Genomic DNA, 16,053 nt, shown 5'->3' with positions numbered 1-16,053 from the left:
TTCGGCGCAAGCGCACAAACCCGCGGACTGTTGCACAAACGTCACATGTTAATCCGTTCCGATCAACCCGTGCTGGCGCAACATTTGTAGGACCGCGGAGATCGCCCCTCTCGCCTCTGCGTCAACCGTCATGCCCCCCGAGGGTTCCGCGACATTCGACTGTCGGGGCCCAACTACTTGCCGCCCTTCGATAAAAAGTCTTCCATAGGTACGCCCTTGGTACCATTCTCCGCCGCTGAACAAGGCCAGGGCCTGGTCCGCGGCGACCCACACCCGCATGCCGTCACGCGGAGTCAAAAAACGCCAGCCGCCTTCGGTCCACCCTGCCAGCTTGCGTGCCTGACCGGCCCAAGCATCTTGCGGCGCAGCACCGATGATCCAGCACTGGCCGGTCGCCGGCGCTGCGGGCGGCAAATCGACCATCGCCGCGACCACGGCTGCCTGGGTGGCGATGTCGAGCAGCGCGAGGGCTTCGTTGTGGAACATCTCCTTCTGCGCCTGCCCGGGCTCGAGCAGCGGCAGCGCCAGGCGCGGCGTCGGCAAAACGGTCATTGGTCGTCTCCAAGACTGGGAATCGAAAGCTGCACGGCGGGCGACAGGCCGTAGGTGCCGATCTGGCGTACCGTGAGCGTGAGCGGCGCCGCGCGATCGGCGGCGGACAGCGTCAGCCCGGGGGAGCTTAGCGTGCGCACGCTTCGCTCGGCCCCGCGAACGATCTCGACTTCATAGCGCTCGACCTCCTCGCCGAGCGGCACGTCGACGCCGTCGCGCCATGCCCAGCCGACCCTGCTCCGCCGCGCCCAGCCGATTTGCGTGACATCGCCCTGCCGCGTCGCGCGCAGGTGCACCGGCGACGGGGGCAGCAGCGAGATGCCGGTCGATGTCGTCGTGACGGGCGCCACATCAATGGGATCGTCGGAGCCTTGCGCGAGCAGTCGCACCGCCCCGCCGACAGCCACCCGAAGGTCGAGCGGCTTGAGCGTCTCGCGCGCGACCAGCACGAAGCGATCGCCGATGCGCTGGGTGCCGATGGCCGCCTCGGTCCCCCGCCGGCCGCGCCATAGCTGCGACAGGCGCCAGCGGGTCCCACCAAGGCTCGCCGCCTGGCCAAACTGAAGCAGTTCGTCGCCGAGCATCGCAAGGTTCGCGCCGGCGTCGAGCGCCGCCGGATCCGCATTGGCCAGCGCCATGTCGGTGCGGGCGAGTTCCACCTCGGCATAGCCCGCGTTGTCGATCAGCGCCGCGCGGGCCGGGGCCGGCGGCACCCGCACCGTGCCGAGAATTGCCGGATAGGCGGTATCCCCCGCCGGCACCCAGTGCGCGCCGCCATCGGTGCTCGCCAGCAGCGCGGCCCGGCGCCAGCCGCTGCCGGTGCCGGTAGCGGCAACCACCAGGTTCGGTCCCGTCGTGGCGACGTCGTCCAGCGGCGGCAGCTCGAACGGCATCAGGAGGGTACGGCCGCGCTGCGCGTCCGGCGCCATGACCGCGCGGCCGGGGCTCGCCGCACCCGAGAGCGGCGCCTCGGCGATCGGCACGCATTCGAGCTTCACGACCATGTGCTCGAGCGACCAGCGATCCACGCGCCACTGGCCGGGCGCACCGTCGATGGTGATGCGCGCGCCGGGGGCGAGCGTCAGCGCCTCCCAGCCGAGCGTCAGCGTGCGGCGCTCGCGGGCCAGATCGGTGCGGGCCAGCGCTGCCGCCGCCATCGCCTTGGCCGCGCCGGCATCGAGCACGGCGGGCAGGTCGATTCGCGTCTCGCGCGTGCCGGTGCCCGGGCGCGACGCCTGCTGCACGCCCGCCTGATAGTCGCGCGCGGGATCATAATAGCCGATGCTCAGCCGGCGCGGCGCTGCATCCGCCGCCGCGATCGCGCGCGCCCCTCGGCCGGTGGGCTGGGCGTCGGCGCCGACCCCGCTGTCGGCCATCGCCCGCGCCGCCCCCGTGCCGGTCTGCAGAGTCAGGGCATTGCCGTCGCTCTGCACCCAGGCACCGGTCGCCGCGCACAGCGCGTCCAGCGTGTTTCGCAGCGAGTCCTGCGCGGAGAAGCCGGCCAGCGGTGTAGTGAGCCCGTCCGCCGCCACCCCCAGCGCCTGCGCGACGCTGCTCGCCGCCACCGGCTCGGCGTCCGCGATCACCTCGAAGCTCAGCTGGGGAATGCGGTTGCCGAAGGTGGCGAGTTCGAGATCTTCGAACACCGCATAGGCGGTGCCGCGATGCGCCGGCGCCGTGCCCGAGCCTTCGATCGACGCGATCAGCGGATCGACCCGCTGGTCCTCGGCGCCGGTGTAAAGGCGGAAGCCGGTACGCACCTTGAAGTCGCCCGCCGCGCCACGAAGCAGCTGGCCGTCCGCCCAGATCCGCCCCACGCCCTGGATCGGCCGCGTCGACAGCGCCACCGCGAACGACGCGGTGTAGCTGTAGGCGGTGGTCGAGGGCCGCCCTTGCCGCCGCCCTCGGTGGCGCGATGCTCGATCAGGTCGGTCGCCCAGATCACGCTGCCCGCCACCCGGATCGTCCCGAACAGCTGCGGGATCGCGGTGCCATAGCTCGAAGTCTGGACGCGGAGGTCGGCGAGCCGCGGCCCCTCGCGCGGGCCCTGCTTGAACAGCAGCTGGCGGTCGATCGCACCGCCGATCAGCCCGCTCAGGCTCGCGCCGAACGGCCCGCCGATCAGCCCACCCGCCACCGTCAGCACCACCGTCGCCATCAGCCTTCCTCCTCCAGACGCCAGCAGCCCAGCACCGGCCAGGGCACGGGGCCGGGGCGTTCGACCACCCGGCGCGCGAGCGCGTCGGCATGGATGATTCCGTCCTCACAGCGGATCGCGAGGTGCAGCTGGCCGGGTCCGCTGCGGCAGAGCAGCAGGTCACCGAGTTGTGCTTTCGCGACCTCGACCAACCCGGCTTCGCGCAGCTGCGCCGCGGTGCCGGCCACATCGCCGGTGCGCAGCCGATACGTTGCCGGCGCGCCGCGTCCGAGCGCGACCACTGCCAGCCCGACGCAGTCGAGCCCCGTCGCCACGTCGCGTCCGTGCAGCCGAAAGGGCGCGCCGAGCGCTGCCCGCGCCGCCGCGACCACCGCCGCGCCGCTCATGCGCCGGGATACCGGGTGAGCAGGTCGGTGCCCGGCAGGAAGGGCTCGCCGCGGAAATTGGCGGCGTTGGCGAAGCGACCCGTACAGATCTCGAACCGGCCGTCGCAGCCCTCAATGAGCTGGACCAAGGCGCCCACCCCGCCGAAGCGCGGCGGGCGGCGGAGCGTCACCCGGTTGCCCTCGGACGCGGCAATCGCATCCTCCAGCCCGCTGTTCGGCCCGCCGAACCAACGCAGCCGGCCGTTGCCGTAGGCGTTGGCGGTGGGTTCGGCGGTATCCAGCGTCACCACCGCGTCGGCCACCGCCGTCACCCGGGCGAAGCGCCGCCGCCCGGCCATCGCCACCCGGCACCGCGTGTCGCCCAGCTCGGCGCGGCAATCGGGCGAGGTCGCCTCGGCCACCGGCGCATCGAAGGCGGCGGTGAGCCCGCGCAGCTCCGCAGTGATCGCGCCGTCCCGCGTTTCGATCGCACCGATCGTCCCCTCGCCCAGCGCCACCGTTTCGCCCGGCGCGGTCCAGTCGGTGGCGAACAGCGCGACGCGGGCAAAGTCCCAGCGGCCGGCGAGCAGGTCCGTCTCGGAGATAGCGTCGCCGGAGAGCATGCCGTGCACGTCCATGCTGTCCGCCTCCAGCGTCGCGCTGCGCTCGACCGCGCTGGGGGTCATCCCCGGCGCGGCGCGGTAGAGTACGCCGTCGATCAGCAGGTCGCGGTCGTGCGCGGTGAGGCCGATCGTCACCCCGTCGCGCCGCTCGATCCGCCAGCACAGGGTGACGGTGGTCAGCGTGCCTTCCAGCCAGCTCATTCGCGGATCTCCACCAAGGGCACCGAGGCGGCAGCACCGGCAAGGAAGGTCGCGCGACTCACCCGCAGCTGGTCCTCGGCGAAGCGCACCGGCACGTCGAACAGGAAGGACGCGGTGAGCTTCACCCCCGCGGCGGGCGCAACGTCGAGCGTCACCACCCCGCTCGCGCCCAGCGTGAAGGCCGAGGTCGCGACGCCATTGAGCTTGAGCGCCACGGTGCCCGCCACCGGCCGGGTGATCCGCCGCACCGTCTCGCCATAGCTCCTGACCAGCTGGAAGCGCGCGGTCTGGCCGTCGCCGGTGCCGAGCGGCTCGTCCTGGGCCTGGTAATCGAACGGATCGCGTAGCCGGAATCCGCGCGCCGGCCCCATCCGCGCGCGGTAGAAGGCCAGCAACGCCGCGATGTCCGCCTCGGAGCGGACGCCGGGGCCGACATCATAGCGCGTCCGCGCCTGCGCCCAGGCGGCGTTGCGCCGCTCGGCGCCGCCCGCGCTGGTGACGATCGCGGTCGAGAGCTCGGGCACCACCTCCGCCTCGCGCCCCAGCGCGATCGGAAAGGACACGTCGTCGAAGGGCGTCACGTCCGCCTCCTGGTCGAAATGGGTGAAACCGTCGCGCGCCACCTGCGGCAGCGCCCAGACGAAGGTCGCCGCGACTCCGCGCGCGCGGCCCCGCTCGGCCGCCTCGGCGATCGCGCGCCACTGGAGCCGGTTCTCGGCGCGCAGCACGAAGCCGGCGAGATAATGCTGGCGCGCCGCCGGATAGCCGAGCCGCGCCTGCGCCGCCGCGACCGCGCGTTCGGACGCCGCCGCATTGCCCGCCGCTGCCCAGTCATAATCCTCAAGCTGGAGCACGTCGAAAGCGGGCGAGGCCCAGCCCACCGGCATGTTCGCGCGCTTCGCCTCGGGCATCGCCGGGTCGAGCACGGTGGGCAGATAGGTGAGCAGCAGGACCTGCGCGCCGGGCGCGGCAGCCTTCACCGCATCGCGCAGCGCGAGTGTCGATGCGGCGAGCAACGCCCCCGCCGCATCGAGCACAACGATGTTCACCGTACCCTTCAGATTCTGCGGCGCGGGATTGCCGAGCGCCGCCTGCGCCGCCGCGTCGTGGATGCAGAGCCAGCCATCGGCCATCACCCACCACCAGGGCTCGCCGATCTGGAACTTCACCGCCAGCCCTGCGGCTTGCGCGATCCCGACAAACGCCAGCGCCACCGCGTGCAGATAGGCCATCGCCCCGGCATGCGCGAGCGAGAGCAAGGTCGAGGGCGGGCTCCACCCGGTCAGCGCCGGGCTGCCGTCGGCGGCGCGCTGCTTCCAGTCGCCCCAGCAATGCTGGTCGAGCAGCTCGTAGCTCAGCGACCAGATCACGCCATAGCCGAGCGCCCTGGCCCGCGCCGCGAAGTCCGCATGCCACGCGGCGCAGGCCCGGTTGAGCGGGCCCCCAGCCAGGCTCGCATAGAAGCCGCCCGAGGCGGGCTCGAGCCGGAAATAATGGCTCATGCCGACATAATGGAGAATGTCGCCGCGATAGCCGAGCTGGAGGATATTCCGCAGCAGCCGCGCCGGCGTCTGGTTGTAGCCGTCGTCATAGCCGGTCGCGATCGACAGGCGGTGCTCGGGCAGCACCACGTCGCCGATCGTCAGCACCGATCCGGGCCCGTCGCAGGCGATGCCGGTCAGCTCGACCCAGCCCTCGCTCGCCGCCGCCAGCGGCGTGGTGTCGCCCGCGACATAGCCCGGCGGCACCAGCGAGACGAACATCCGGTCGACATCCCCGGCCCAAACCGGATCCGCCTCGCCCGGCAGCAGGAAGCCCCCCGCCACATCGGCAAAATCGATCGACACCTCGGCATCGCTCGGCGCGCCGCTGGCATAGTTCCACAGTCGCACATACCAGGATCGCGGCACACCGCCCGCGTCGCGCCCTTCGATCGTCAGCACCGGGCCGTTGACCGCATCGAGCGCGATCACCCCCGAGGACCGCCAGCGGAACCGCAGCCGGCAGCCGCGAAAGTCGCGCGCGGTCGCATAAGCGAGCAGCGGGTGGTCCCAACGGTCCTCCGCCTCCCAGATCAGCCCGGCGAGATCGCCGCGCCGCTGGAACACCAGGTCGACACGCAGCGCATCGGGTGCGCTGGTGACCACGCTCGCCATCATCGGCCGGGGAAAATTCACCGTCCAATAGACCGGATCGAACCGGCTGATCACGCCCGTCGCCTGGTCGCGCCGCCGCGCGGCGAGCCACCAGCCCATCAGTCGAGCCCCGCCAGCGCCGAGCGCACCGCCCGCGCCACCTGCCGGCTCGATTGCGCCAGCGCCTTGGGCGCGGCATCGGCGGCGGCGTTGACGGTGATCGACACGCGCACGTCGCGCCCGCCGCCCTGCCCGTTGCTAGGTGCCACCTGCCCCGCGCTGGTCGGCACGAACAGCTCGGGCCCGCGCTCGCCGACCCAATAGGGACGACCGGGGCTCACCGGCCCGCCGGTGGCACGGCCCGGCAGACCGAACAGCCCGCCGAGCAGCGACAGCATGCAACCACCGCCGTCGGCCGCTGTGCCGCGAGTCGGTGGGAAGCTGACCCCAACCGCGGCCCGGGCAATCTCTTCTAGCGCCTTAAGCGCAATCTTGGCGAGATCGTCGAAGCCGAGCTTGCCGGTCTGCACCGCGCGCAGCAGCGTCGTCTCGATCGTCTTGCCCGCGCGGTCGACGCCGGTCGCCAGCGGCCCTTCGAGCGTGCCGCGCATCGCATCCACGTCGCGCGAGAAGCCGGCGGTATCGGCACGCACCGAGACCACCAGCCGTTCGATTTCCTCATCCATCGGGAAATTGCTCCTGCAATCTTGCGATCAGGTCCGCGCTCGGCGGTTCCCCCGCCTCGGGCGCGGCCGCCATCAGCAGCGCGGCGAGTTCGGCCGGGGTCGCCAGCCAGAACCGATCGGGGCTCCAGCCGAAGGCGAGCCCTGCCAGTCCTGCCAGCCGCCCGGCCGCCTCGGCGAAGCTCGTCATCGTCCTGCCAGGATCTGGCCGATCAGCGCCTTGAGGGCAGGGGTCGCCGCGACCAGCCCGGCCTGGGCCACGCCTTCGGAAAACGCCTCGCGGGTCAGCCCTTCGGGGGCCGACTTGAGGCAATGCCAGAACAGCGCGACCATCTCGCTCAGCGCCAGCCGCCCGGCCGCCGCGCGCTCGACCAGCGCGAACAGCGGGCCCAGCTCGGCCTCGGCGGCGACCAGCGCCTCGAAGCTCGGCCGCAGGACGAGCGGCACGCCGCCCACCCGCAGGGTCGCCTCGCCGCGCACCGGATTGGCCGCGCCGGTCATGCGCTCACCACCGGGCCGGAGCTTTCCAGGCTCAGCGTGTAGCTGCGCTCCCCGTTGAAATCGCCGGCATAGTCGAGCCGCGTGACGAGGAACCTGCCCGTCATCGTCTCGCCGCTCTCGAAGCTCAGCCGATAATCGTCGAGCGTGCCGGCCAAGGCATTGGCCTTTACCCGCACTTCCGCGGTCGATCCGGTGAACACGCCCGCGGCGGACACGCTCACCGATCGCACCCCGGCGCCGGAGAGCAGCTCGCGCCAGCCGCCCGAATCCTTGCTGGTGATCGCCACCGCCTCGCCGTTCACCGAAAGCTGCGTCGTCCGCAGCCCCGCCACGCTGGCGTACACCACCGGCGTCGCGCCATTGCCCACCTTGAGCAGGAAGGCGCTGCCTTTTTCCGCTGCCATTTGTGTCTCCTGTTGGTTCGTGAGCGCACGCGGCATTTGCCCGGCGCGCGCTAAAGCCCCTCCCCTTCAGGGGGGGGGGTCGGGGTGGGGCTGTGTCTCACCGAGACCAACAGACGATCTGGAATCCCTCCACCCCCAACCCCTCCTCCCAGGAGGAGGGGCTAGAATGTGGCCCGCAGCATCCGCACCCGGTGCTCGACCACCGCCGTCACCCCGTTCGCGCCCTCGTCCACCACCCGCGTGCGGACCAGCACCCGGCTGACGATCCGCCAGCCGCCGCCCAGCGCCGCCGGCATCGCGGCGATCGCCGCCTCGACGTCCGCCGCGAGCGCCCGCACCCGCTGCCGGGCGACGCCGGAATCGCGCACCAGCACCGAGGTGCGCACCTCGCGGCCGTCCTGGTCCTTGGTGCTCCAGTCGGTGAGCATCGCCTCGTCCACGAGCAGATAGGGCCGCACCGCCCGCTGGGGCGGCGCATCGAACACGCCGTTGACCGGGGTCGACAAGGCGCCCGTGGCGGTCAGCGCGGTGCGCATCGCCGCGGTGATCGCTTCCTGCGGGCTCATCGCAACAGCCCTCCCAGCCAGCGCAGCGCGGGGTCGGCGAGCCAGCGCCGCCACAGCCCGCGCCCCGACAGCGTGACCGCGCTACCCTCGACCGTCACCGACACGCCCGGCACCGCCTCGCGGACGCGTTCGGCCAATCGCCCGGCCGCGTCCGTGGCCGCCGCGCGGCCTGCCGCGTCAGCGCGCGCCTTCAGCTGCTCCAGCATTGCCGCCGCGCCCCCGCCATCAGCTGCAGCCGCCGCCACGGCCGCCAGAATGCCACCACCGCCGCCGGCGGCACCGCCGTGTCCCCGCGCGTCTCGAGCAGATGCGCCGCGAGCAGCACCACGCCCTGCGCAAGCGGCGGCGGCAGGTTCTCCCAGCCCGGCGCCGTGCCCGCCACGAAAGTGACGCGCACCCGCGCCGGCACCGTCGTCAGCGCCAGCCGCACCCAGCCCTCGCCGCGCGCATCCAGATCGATCGTGTACGCCGCCACCGGCAGCGCCGTCGCCGCACCCGCGGCATCGACTGTCTCGACCGCGCCGATCGCGGTGACCGGCGCCACCGGCAGCCGCTGCCAATCGGGCGTGCGGCCGAGCCAGGCCTGCCATTGCCGCGCGATCCAGGCGGTGCCGGTAAAGGCCTCGCCCAGTGCCAGCGCGGTCTGGACGGCGGCAGTGACGGCGGCATCGTCGGTGCCGTTCGCCATGCGCAGATAGTCCTTCACCGCCGCGCACGCGCTCGCGATCGCCGCCGCCGGAAAGGGCGGTGCGTCCATGGTTCTTCTCCCTCTGTTGGTTGCCGCCGCGTGCCCGCGCGGCGCGACAAGGCCTAGGCGGTAGTTTCCGCCTCCGCCTCCGCCTCGGCCTCCAGCGTCCGGTTGTCGCCCGGGTCGTAGGGGGACGTGCCGTCCCACTCGATCCGGTTGACCACCGCGCCCGCCTCGATCACCCGATAGACTGCCATCGCCCGCGCCTCAGCCGAAGGTCCAGGTCACGCGAACCTCGCCGCGCCCGCCGGTACCGCCTGCGCCCGAGACGAAGCCGGTGTCGCAGGCGCCCCCGCCGCCGCCGGCGCCGCCCGGTGCCCCGCCGGCGCCCCCTGCGCCGCCATTGCCGGTGAGGTTGCCCGTATAGCCGCCCCCGCCGCCCGCACCGCCGGACCCGACCAGCGGATCCGCCGCGCCGCCGGCGCCGCCTGCAGCGCTGCTCGTTGTCCCTGCGGCACCCGCGACGGCCGGCGATCCGGCATGGCTCGATCCCGCACCGTCGGCGGCGGCGAGCCGCACGACATTGCTGGCGTCGATGCTCGCCCCGGCCGCGCCGCCACCAGCCGCGCCGGCGCTGCCCGCGCCCCCCGTGCCGGTAGCGCTGCTCCCGCCCCCGCCGCCGGACGCGGCGAAGGTGCCGCCGGCCAGCGCAGCCCCGGCCACCGTCCCGGCCGTCTGCCCGGGGCCGCCGCCGTTACCGCCGTCGGCGCGGACCAGACCGCCCAGCAGGCTGGCGCCCCCCGTGCCGCCGGCCACGCCATTGGCGGCGGCGGTACCGGCCGCCGGGCCGCCGCTCCCGCCGGCGCCCACCGTCACCGATTCGGTTGCGCCATGCGCGCCGGCGGCGAATCGCAGCAGCTGCACCATGCCGCCGCCGCCGCCCCCGCCGCCGGTGCGTACCGAGGCGCTGGCGCCGCAGCGGCCCGAGCCGCCGCCGCCACCGCCACCAATCGCCATCACCTCCAGGCCGGCTGCCAGCGGCGGCCGGGTGCTGGTGGCGGAGCTCGTGTAGACGATCCGCAGCGGCGCGATCCGCCAGTCGAACGCCTCCCACGCGCCCTTCCACCAGACGAACCACACCGCGTCGCCCTGCGCCGACAGCCAAGCGAGGTCGCTTGCCGAAGCATTGCGCACCGTCACCCGGTTGGCACTGGCATCGCCCTTGTGGACGCGGAGGAAGTCGCCCTCGCGCACCGCGCTCGCCGGCAGGGTGATCGCGAAGGCGCCGCCGCTCGCATCGGCGCGGATCGAGCTGCCGGTATCATCGCTCGACGCCGTATAGGCGCCGCTCTTCTCGATTTTGGGCAGCCGCGCGGCGGCGTCATAGAGTTCGTCGAAATTGGCGTTCGCCTTGATCCAGGCGGCACGCTCGGTATCGCCGGTGCCGTCGTTTGCGGCGGATCCGACATTGATGCTCTGCTTGGCCATGCTCAGCTCCTGTCGGTGCTGCGCAGCGTGGAATCCACGGTGCTGGTGGTGCGGTCGACCCGGGTCGAGAGCCCGGCCCCCGCCGGCGGCGGCACGCGTCTGCGCGCCACCGCCGGGAGGGACAGCGAAAGCCCGTCCATCAGTAGAGCGCCAGCAGGTCGGCGGCGCTGGTGCCGGTCGCCCGCACATAGCGCGCGCGGAACGGCAGGATCGTGCCGTTGGACACGTTCTTCCACACCGTGTCGACGCTGCCATTGACCCCGCGCATCGTCACCGTGCCGCCGGTGCCGACATAGAGCGCCTTGGGGATGTCGGTCAGCGCCACCGTGTCGCTGGGCACCACCGCAGTCGCCAAGGTCGCCGGGGCCGCGACATGGTCGGCCCGGTTCGCGAAACTGTCTGCCATGGGTTCCTCCTCCGGCTCAGTTCGCGGCGAACTTGAGGAGCTTGATCGCCTCCGAATTGCTCACCATGCCGCCCAGCCGCTTGGTCGCGTAGAAATGGACGAAGGGCTTGTTCGAATAGGGATCGCGGAGCAGCTGGGTGTCGCCGCGCTCGGCGATCAGATAGCCCGCCTGGAAATTGCCGAAGGCGACCGAGAAGGCGTTGGCGGCGATGTCCGGCATGTCCTCGGCCTCGACCACCGGGTACCCCAGCAGCGTCGCCGGCTGGCCCGCGGCAATGCCGGGCTGCCACAGCATCTGGCCGTCGCTGGTCTTGAACTTGCGGATCCGCGCGAGCGTCGCCGAGTTCATCACCCAGCTTGCCCCCTGGCGGTACGGCGCACGCAGCGCCTGGACCAGGTCGATAAGTTTCTCTTCCGGATTGGCGGCAAAGGCGCCCGCCGCGCCGGTGGAGAGGTACTGGAGCGTGCCGAAGGCGCGCGTCGCGTCCGCCGCGGTCGAGGTCGGCACCGCGAGGAAGCCCTTGGGCTGGTTGGTGCCGTTGCCATTGACGAACGCGGTACCCTCGGCCTGGGCGAACTCGCGGGCGATCTCGCCGGCCAGCCAGCTTTCCACGTCGAACATCGCGTCGTCGAGCATCGCCTGGCTCGCCGCCGGGTTGGCATAGAGCTCGCCAAAGGGGGGTGCGACTTCGTTGAAGACCGGCGTCGCGGTGATCGGGCGAGCCGCGGTCTCGGAGGCCCAGCCGCTGTCGAAGCCGCCGCTCGCCACCAGCTTGCGATAGCCGCTCGACCCCACCTTCACCACATTGGCGATCGCCCGGATCGGCGAGATCGCCTGCAGCGTCACGTCGATCTGCGCGTCGACCTCGCGCGGCACCGCATAGCCGCCCTCCGCGCCGCTATTGCCCGACAGCGCCTTGGTCTCCACGCCGCCGCGCAAGTATCCGTCGAACGCCGCGCTCGCCGCCGGACGCCCGCCGGCCAGCATCGGCCGCACCGGCGGCAGTGTCACCTGTTCGAAGCTCGATTCCATCGCATCCATGGTCTTCTCCCGCTCAAGAAAGATTGGAAAAACTCAGCCGACCGCGTGCACCCGCGCGAGCGGCTGCATCGGTTCGGCCACCAGACTCACTTCGATCAGCTTGAGCGCGGTCAGCTCGCGCACCCGTCCGCGCCGGGCCGCCGCCACGCGGTAGCCGAAGGACAGCCCCGCAACGGCACCCTCGGCGACCAGCGCCGCCAGCCGCGGATCCTCGACCCGACCGATCACCCGCAGCCCGCGCGAATCCTCGCCGATCGCCTCGATCGTGCCGACCGGCTTGCCGGCATGCTGCCAAAGCAAAGGCACCGGCCCCACCGGCCCGAACGCCCCCGGCCGCACCACGTCGCCGCCGCGATCCTCGCGATCGAACACCGCGGCATAGCCGGCGAAGCGCACGCTCATTTCAGCCAGCCCGGAAAGCCCATCCGCAGCGCCAGCAGCACCAGCACCAGCGCGGCCATCGTGCGGCCCAGCCACTGCATCACCGCCTTGATCATCGACTTCTTGGCATCGCGCCACGCGCTCAGCAGCTCGCGCAGCTCCGCCATGTCCTTGGCGGCGCCGCTATCCTCCAGCCCCAGCCGGGCCAGCGCGCGGTTCGCCCCCACGGTGCCCGCCTCTTCGGCAATGGCGCGGAGCGTGGTCAGCTCGGCGCCTTCGTCCTCGGCCTGCGCGATCAGTTGGCCGAGCATCGTTCCATCGGTCATGGCAACCCCACCATCTTGCGTTTCTCTTCGCTTGTCAGGAAGTCGGCGCCCGCGACCTGCCGCCAGAGCAGCTCGCGCTCCTCGGCCAGCGCCGTCACCCGATCGAGATCGACCGCGAGCACAGCACCCGGAAACCAGGCGCCCAGACCCCGCACCAGCCCGCCGAGCAGATGCTCGGCCATCGGCAGGATCGCGAGCCGCCACAGCGCGCGATTGGCCTCGCGGTAATTGGCATAGGCGGCATCGCCGGGCAGCCCGAGCAGCATCGGCGGCACCCCGAAGGCCAGCGCGATCTCGCGCGCCGCCGCGGCCTTCAGCCCCACGAAATCCATGTCCGCCGGCGTCAGGCTCATCGCCTGCCATTTGAGGCCGCCCTCGAGCAGCATCGGCCGCCCGGCATTGGCGGCGCCAGCGAACCCGGCCTCCATCTCGTCCTTCAGCCGCGCGAACTGGTCGGGCGCCAGCGCGGAGCCGTCGCCGGGATCATAGACGAGCGCCCCGCTCGGCCGCGCGGCATTGTCGAGCAGCGCCTTGTTCCACCGCGTCGCCGCATTGTGGATCGCGATCGCGCCCGCCGCCGCGTCGAGGCAGCCCAGGCCATAATGGTCGTCGGCCGGATGGAAGGCGCGCAAATGGACGATCTGCGGCCGCCCGCCATCATCCGCCGCCAGCCGGGTGACATGCTCGCCGACGCGGTAGCGATAGGCGACCGGCCAGCCGGCGGCATCGGGCTCCACGCTCACCCGCTCGGGGCGCAGCGCGTAGAGCGTCTGCAGCGTGCCCGCGTCGTCGGCGAGCAGCTGGACATAGGCATTGCCGTGGAGCAGCAGCTGCGCCGCCAGCGTCTCGAGCAGCCGCTGCCCGCCCGAGGGTGCTGCGACCAGCGCCACCAGCGCCGGATCGCTGCCCTTCAGCGGTGCGCCGCCCACGCCCTCCGCCACCATCCGCACCGCGCGCTGGGCCACCGGGTTCTGGCAATAGCCTTCGCGCAGCTGCACCTCATAGCTGCGCGGCCAGTCGCCGAAGCTCCCCCAGACGCCGCGTGCCAGTGCCGGCCGCTGCCCCTCGCGCGCGGCCTTGCGCCCGAACCACTTCATCGCGCCAGCTCCGCGACGCTGAGCTTGCCGTCATGATCCAGGTCGCGTGCCCAATAGGCGGCGGTGAGGCTGGCGCGCATCCCGTCCCAGAAGCCGCCGGTCAGCTTGTCGGGGGGAAATACCCGGGCGACCAGCGCCTGCACCTCGGCGACGTCGAGCAAGCCGTCGCCATCGCGGTCGTTGACCGCCACGGTGACGCCCGCGCCCACCGCGACGCCGGTCTGCGCATTGAGCGTGCACGCGCCCGTCAGCAGGGCGAGCAGCCCTGCAGCCATGCAGTTTCGCATTGAGCTTCTCCTGTCACCTGAAAAGCCCCTCCCCTTCAGGGGAGGGGTTGGGGGTGGGGCTGTGTCTCGCAAAGACCACAGGCGTTCTGGAATCCCTCCACCCCAACCCCTCCTCCAAGGAGGAGGGGCTAAGAAATGCAGTGCCTAAGATCCTCCCCGGCACGGGGAGGGGAACCGCGCGGCGCAAGCCGCGGGGTGGAGGGGCCGCGCCGCGAGGCGCGGTGTGTCCGACCCGCCTGGAACCGCCGCGTGTCGCGGCGGCCCCTCCACCATGCTGCGCATGGTCCCCCTCCCCGTTCCGGGGAGGAATTGGCGTCTCACACCATCCGCACCGCCGCCTTGCCGCGGCGGCCGAGCATCAGCTCGGTCACCGCCCAGACCAGCGCATCGGCGCGGTCGGGCGAGCGGCCCGACCCTTGATACCCACCGCTCGCCTGCAACCCGGCCAGTTCCGCCTCCAGTTCGGCGAACACGCCCGCGTGCCACACCAGCCCGCGCTCGTAGAGCAGCGCCACCGGCTCCGCGCGGACCACCTTGCCGCGACTGGCATGGACCAGCCGGAGCGGCAACGTCGTCTCCGCCGCCTTCAGCACACTCTCCACCATCGCGCCGCCCTGGTTCTTCTCCGCCACCACGCATTCCGCCTCGAACCGCGCCGCGCAGTCCGCCACCGCCGCCGCCCAACCCTCGGGGCTGAGCCCGGCAACGCTCGCATCGGCGAGCACATAGCCGCACCGGTCCTCGCCCAACCCGACCGCAACGATCCCGCAGGCATCGCCTTCCGTACCGGCGGGCGGATCGACCCCGACCACCACCCGCACCAGCGGCACCTCGACCGCGCAGCGCTGGCGCTCGATCAGCGCACGCGGCCACAGCGCGCCCGCGACATCGTCGATCATCTCGCCGTCCAGCTCCTGCCGCCCCAGCCGCGTGCCGGCATATTCGGCCACCATCGCCTCGACGAAGCTGCGCGGCAGATGGATATTGTCGCGGGTCCGCCCGCGGGTTTGGTGCAGCGCCGGGCGCGGGATCGCCATCACCCGGCGCATCAGCTTCACCGGGCGCGGCGTGGTCGTGACCACCACCCGCGGCGTCTCGCCGCGGCGCATTCCCATCATCAGATTGTCCCAGGTCGCGTCGGCGGTGCTCGCCGACCATTTGGCCAGTTCGTCCGCCCAGGCGAAGTCATGCTCGGGCCCACGCAGTTTCTCGGGCGCCTCGGCCGAATAGACGAGCGCGCGGGCGCCCGATCCGAACACCAGCTCTCCCGCACTCGAACGCCAGTCGAGCATCTCGCCCTCCAGCCCCAGCGCGAGCAGCCCGGAGGGCCCCTCCACCATCACCCGCCGCGCATCCTCGATCGTCGCGCCGACCAATGCGATCCGGGCACCGGGCACGTCGCGCGCCATCTGGCTCACCCATTCGGCGCCCGCCCGCGTCTTGCCGAAGCCGCGCCCGGCGCGGATCAGCCACACGCGCCAGTCGCCGTCGGGCCAGAACTGGCCTTCATGCGCCCAGCGTTCCCACCATTCGTTGAACGCGCGGATCTCCCGGTCGGACATGCGCTCCAGCATCCGGTCCCGCTCCTTGCGCGGCAGCAGGGCCAGCCGCTCGAGCGGATCCCTCACCGGCCCTGCTCTGCCTTCAGCCGCTTCTCCAGCGCATCCAGCCGTTTGGCGAGCGCCGCCTGCGCCTCCTCCCGGCTGATGCGGTGGATCTCGCCGCCAAGGCGCTTACGCCGTCCTTCTACCGTGGGCCGATGGTTGCGCAGCAGATTGAGCGCGAGTTCGGCATCAAGCGGTGCCTCCGTGACGTCGCCAGTGCCGAATTCGACATCGTTGACGCCCGCGCCCGCGCGGCGAAGCAGCCGTTCCTCAAGCCGGTCATACCCCATCAGCAGCGCATCGCGCCAAAGCGCAGCGAACTCCGGATCCCGCCGGCGCAGCGCATACACCCCCGCATTCGACATTCCGGTCTCGGCACAAGCGAGACCGACATTGCAGGTAACCGCCAGCATATCGAGAAAGGTCTGCCGCTTCTCGCGTGTCCAGCCGCGATCCGAAACGCTTCGGATCTGCCGCCGCCGCTGATTCCCCGCCGCGATCGTCAATGCCATCTGCGCTCTCCCGAAAACGCAAACGGGCCGGGAC

The 16,053-nt window shown here is 72.1% G+C and carries 23 protein-coding genes; all 23 read right to left on the bottom strand.

Annotated features, from left to right (window positions below; genetic code table 11):
- Positions 1-48: 48 nt before the first annotated feature.
- Positions 49-552 (bottom strand): DUF2793 domain-containing protein, encoded by a 504-nt coding sequence (locus RT655_RS18100; RefSeq protein WP_313539587.1) that lies wholly within the window; start codon positions 550-552, stop codon positions 49-51.
- A complete protein-coding gene (locus RT655_RS18095) occupies positions 549-1,985 on the bottom strand; it encodes a phage tail protein (RefSeq protein ID WP_313539802.1) in 1,437 nt (478 codons plus the stop codon). Before RT655_RS18095 ends, RT655_RS18100 begins: the two co-directional genes overlap by 4 nt.
- Positions 1,986-2,254: 269 nt before the next feature.
- Positions 2,255-2,710 carry a hypothetical protein gene (locus RT655_RS18090; protein ID WP_313539584.1) on the bottom strand — a complete coding sequence of 152 codons (456 nt, stop codon included), beginning with the start codon at positions 2,708-2,710 and terminating at the stop codon, positions 2,255-2,257.
- Complete coding sequence (locus RT655_RS18085) at positions 2,710-3,096, bottom strand: peptidoglycan endopeptidase (protein ID WP_313539582.1); 387 nt, start codon at positions 3,094-3,096, stop codon at positions 2,710-2,712. Before RT655_RS18085 ends, RT655_RS18090 begins: the two co-directional genes overlap by 1 nt.
- Positions 3,093-3,899 carry a DUF2163 domain-containing protein gene (locus RT655_RS18080; protein WP_313539580.1) on the bottom strand — a complete coding sequence of 269 codons (807 nt, stop codon included), beginning with the start codon at positions 3,897-3,899 and terminating at the stop codon, positions 3,093-3,095. Before RT655_RS18080 ends, RT655_RS18085 begins: the two co-directional genes overlap by 4 nt.
- Positions 3,896-6,154 carry a DUF2460 domain-containing protein gene (locus RT655_RS18075; protein ID WP_313539577.1) on the bottom strand — a complete coding sequence of 753 codons (2,259 nt, stop codon included), beginning with the start codon at positions 6,152-6,154 and terminating at the stop codon, positions 3,896-3,898. The genes RT655_RS18080 and RT655_RS18075 overlap by 4 nt, the downstream gene beginning before the upstream one ends.
- Positions 6,154-6,720, bottom strand: coding sequence for a tail tape measure protein (locus RT655_RS18070; protein WP_313539575.1), 567 nt, complete (start codon positions 6,718-6,720; stop codon positions 6,154-6,156). Before RT655_RS18070 ends, RT655_RS18075 begins: the two co-directional genes overlap by 1 nt.
- Positions 6,713-6,907, bottom strand: coding sequence for a phage tail assembly chaperone (locus RT655_RS18065; RefSeq protein ID WP_313539572.1), 195 nt, complete (start codon positions 6,905-6,907; stop codon positions 6,713-6,715). Before RT655_RS18065 ends, RT655_RS18070 begins: the two co-directional genes overlap by 8 nt.
- Positions 6,904-7,218, bottom strand: coding sequence for a gene transfer agent family protein (locus tag RT655_RS18060; RefSeq protein WP_313539569.1), 315 nt, complete (start codon positions 7,216-7,218; stop codon positions 6,904-6,906). The genes RT655_RS18065 and RT655_RS18060 overlap by 4 nt, the downstream gene beginning before the upstream one ends.
- A complete protein-coding gene (locus tag RT655_RS18055) occupies positions 7,215-7,622 on the bottom strand; it encodes a phage tail protein (protein WP_313539566.1) in 408 nt (135 codons plus the stop codon). The genes RT655_RS18060 and RT655_RS18055 overlap by 4 nt, the downstream gene beginning before the upstream one ends.
- 161 nt (positions 7,623-7,783) lie before the next feature.
- Entirely contained in the window at positions 7,784-8,188 is a 405-nt protein-coding gene (locus tag RT655_RS18050; protein WP_313539563.1) for a DUF3168 domain-containing protein, read from the bottom strand.
- A complete protein-coding gene (locus RT655_RS18045) occupies positions 8,185-8,433 on the bottom strand; it encodes a hypothetical protein (protein ID WP_313539561.1) in 249 nt (82 codons plus the stop codon). Before RT655_RS18045 ends, RT655_RS18050 begins: the two co-directional genes overlap by 4 nt.
- Entirely contained in the window at positions 8,379-8,945 is a 567-nt protein-coding gene (locus tag RT655_RS18040) for a hypothetical protein (RefSeq protein ID WP_313539558.1), read from the bottom strand. The genes RT655_RS18045 and RT655_RS18040 overlap by 55 nt, the downstream gene beginning before the upstream one ends.
- A gap of 53 nt (positions 8,946-8,998) precedes the next feature.
- Complete coding sequence (locus RT655_RS18035) at positions 8,999-9,133, bottom strand: hypothetical protein (protein ID WP_313539555.1); 135 nt, start codon at positions 9,131-9,133, stop codon at positions 8,999-9,001.
- 10 nt (positions 9,134-9,143) lie between these two features.
- Entirely contained in the window at positions 9,144-10,364 is a 1,221-nt protein-coding gene (locus RT655_RS18030; RefSeq protein WP_313539552.1) for a hypothetical protein, read from the bottom strand.
- A gap of 139 nt (positions 10,365-10,503) precedes the next feature.
- Positions 10,504-10,770, bottom strand: coding sequence for a hypothetical protein (locus RT655_RS18025; protein WP_313539549.1), 267 nt, complete (start codon positions 10,768-10,770; stop codon positions 10,504-10,506).
- A 16-nt stretch (positions 10,771-10,786) separates the two neighbouring features.
- Entirely contained in the window at positions 10,787-11,812 is a 1,026-nt protein-coding gene (locus tag RT655_RS18020; RefSeq protein WP_313539546.1) for a phage major capsid protein, read from the bottom strand.
- A 33-nt stretch (positions 11,813-11,845) separates the two neighbouring features.
- The gene (locus tag RT655_RS18015; protein WP_313539543.1) at positions 11,846-12,214 is read right to left on the bottom strand and encodes an HK97 family phage prohead protease; all 369 of its coding nucleotides are present in this window, start codon (positions 12,212-12,214) and stop codon (positions 11,846-11,848) included.
- On the bottom strand, positions 12,211-12,519 hold the full coding sequence (locus tag RT655_RS18010; RefSeq protein ID WP_313539540.1) for a DUF6127 family protein: 309 nt from the start codon (positions 12,517-12,519) through the stop codon (positions 12,211-12,213). The genes RT655_RS18015 and RT655_RS18010 overlap by 4 nt, the downstream gene beginning before the upstream one ends.
- On the bottom strand, positions 12,516-13,616 hold the full coding sequence (locus RT655_RS18005; protein ID WP_313539537.1) for a phage portal protein: 1,101 nt from the start codon (positions 13,614-13,616) through the stop codon (positions 12,516-12,518). The genes RT655_RS18010 and RT655_RS18005 overlap by 4 nt, the downstream gene beginning before the upstream one ends.
- Positions 13,613-13,891, bottom strand: coding sequence for an EF-hand domain-containing protein (locus RT655_RS18000; protein WP_313539534.1), 279 nt, complete (start codon positions 13,889-13,891; stop codon positions 13,613-13,615). The genes RT655_RS18005 and RT655_RS18000 overlap by 4 nt, the downstream gene beginning before the upstream one ends.
- A 329-nt stretch (positions 13,892-14,220) precedes the next feature.
- The gene (locus tag RT655_RS17995) at positions 14,221-15,477 is read right to left on the bottom strand and encodes a terminase large subunit domain-containing protein (RefSeq protein WP_313539799.1); all 1,257 of its coding nucleotides are present in this window, start codon (positions 15,475-15,477) and stop codon (positions 14,221-14,223) included.
- Positions 15,478-15,527: 50 nt separating this feature from the next.
- Positions 15,528-16,013 carry a hypothetical protein gene (locus RT655_RS17990; protein ID WP_313539532.1) on the bottom strand — a complete coding sequence of 162 codons (486 nt, stop codon included), beginning with the start codon at positions 16,011-16,013 and terminating at the stop codon, positions 15,528-15,530.
- Positions 16,014-16,053 lie beyond the last annotated feature (40 nt).

The organism is Sphingomonas sp., from assembly GCF_032114135.1.
Classification (GTDB): Bacteria; Pseudomonadota; Alphaproteobacteria; order Sphingomonadales; family Sphingomonadaceae; genus Sphingomonas.
Note: the sequence above shows the minus strand (reverse complement) of the source record. Positions and strands in the feature narration are given on the sequence as shown.

Excerpts from the sequence above, each read along its gene's own strand:
- RT655_RS18100 (WP_313539587.1), bottom strand. The coding sequence starts at position 552 with ATGACCGTTTTGCCGACGCCGCGCCTGGCGCTGCCGCTGCTCGAGCCC.
- RT655_RS18090 (WP_313539584.1), bottom strand. The coding sequence starts at position 2,710 with ATGGCGACGGTGGTGCTGACGGTGGCGGGTGGGCTGATCGGCGGGCCG.
- RT655_RS18085 (WP_313539582.1), bottom strand. The coding sequence starts at position 3,096 with ATGAGCGGCGCGGCGGTGGTCGCGGCGGCGCGGGCAGCGCTCGGCGCG.
- RT655_RS18080 (WP_313539580.1), bottom strand. The coding sequence starts at position 3,899 with ATGAGCTGGCTGGAAGGCACGCTGACCACCGTCACCCTGTGCTGGCGG.
- RT655_RS18075 (WP_313539577.1), bottom strand. The coding sequence starts at position 6,154 with ATGGGCTGGTGGCTCGCCGCGCGGCGGCGCGACCAGGCGACGGGCGTG.
- RT655_RS18070 (WP_313539575.1), bottom strand. The coding sequence starts at position 6,720 with ATGGATGAGGAAATCGAACGGCTGGTGGTCTCGGTGCGTGCCGATACC.
- RT655_RS18065 (WP_313539572.1), bottom strand. The coding sequence starts at position 6,907 with ATGACGAGCTTCGCCGAGGCGGCCGGGCGGCTGGCAGGACTGGCAGGG.
- RT655_RS18060 (WP_313539569.1), bottom strand. The coding sequence starts at position 7,218 with ATGACCGGCGCGGCCAATCCGGTGCGCGGCGAGGCGACCCTGCGGGTG.
- RT655_RS18055 (WP_313539566.1), bottom strand. The coding sequence starts at position 7,622 with ATGGCAGCGGAAAAAGGCAGCGCCTTCCTGCTCAAGGTGGGCAATGGC.
- RT655_RS18050 (WP_313539563.1), bottom strand. The coding sequence starts at position 8,188 with ATGAGCCCGCAGGAAGCGATCACCGCGGCGATGCGCACCGCGCTGACC.
- RT655_RS18040 (WP_313539558.1), bottom strand. The coding sequence starts at position 8,945 with ATGGACGCACCGCCCTTTCCGGCGGCGGCGATCGCGAGCGCGTGCGCG.
- RT655_RS18035 (WP_313539555.1), bottom strand. The coding sequence starts at position 9,133 with ATGGCAGTCTATCGGGTGATCGAGGCGGGCGCGGTGGTCAACCGGATC.
- RT655_RS18030 (WP_313539552.1), bottom strand. The coding sequence starts at position 10,364 with ATGGCCAAGCAGAGCATCAATGTCGGATCCGCCGCAAACGACGGCACC.
- RT655_RS18025 (WP_313539549.1), bottom strand. The coding sequence starts at position 10,770 with ATGGCAGACAGTTTCGCGAACCGGGCCGACCATGTCGCGGCCCCGGCG.
- RT655_RS18020 (WP_313539546.1), bottom strand. The coding sequence starts at position 11,812 with ATGGATGCGATGGAATCGAGCTTCGAACAGGTGACACTGCCGCCGGTG.
- RT655_RS18015 (WP_313539543.1), bottom strand. The coding sequence starts at position 12,214 with ATGAGCGTGCGCTTCGCCGGCTATGCCGCGGTGTTCGATCGCGAGGAT.
- RT655_RS18010 (WP_313539540.1), bottom strand. The coding sequence starts at position 12,519 with ATGACCGATGGAACGATGCTCGGCCAACTGATCGCGCAGGCCGAGGAC.
- RT655_RS18005 (WP_313539537.1), bottom strand. The coding sequence starts at position 13,616 with ATGAAGTGGTTCGGGCGCAAGGCCGCGCGCGAGGGGCAGCGGCCGGCA.
- RT655_RS18000 (WP_313539534.1), bottom strand. The coding sequence starts at position 13,891 with ATGGCTGCAGGGCTGCTCGCCCTGCTGACGGGCGCGTGCACGCTCAAT.
- RT655_RS17995 (WP_313539799.1), bottom strand. The coding sequence starts at position 15,477 with ATGCTGGAGCGCATGTCCGACCGGGAGATCCGCGCGTTCAACGAATGG.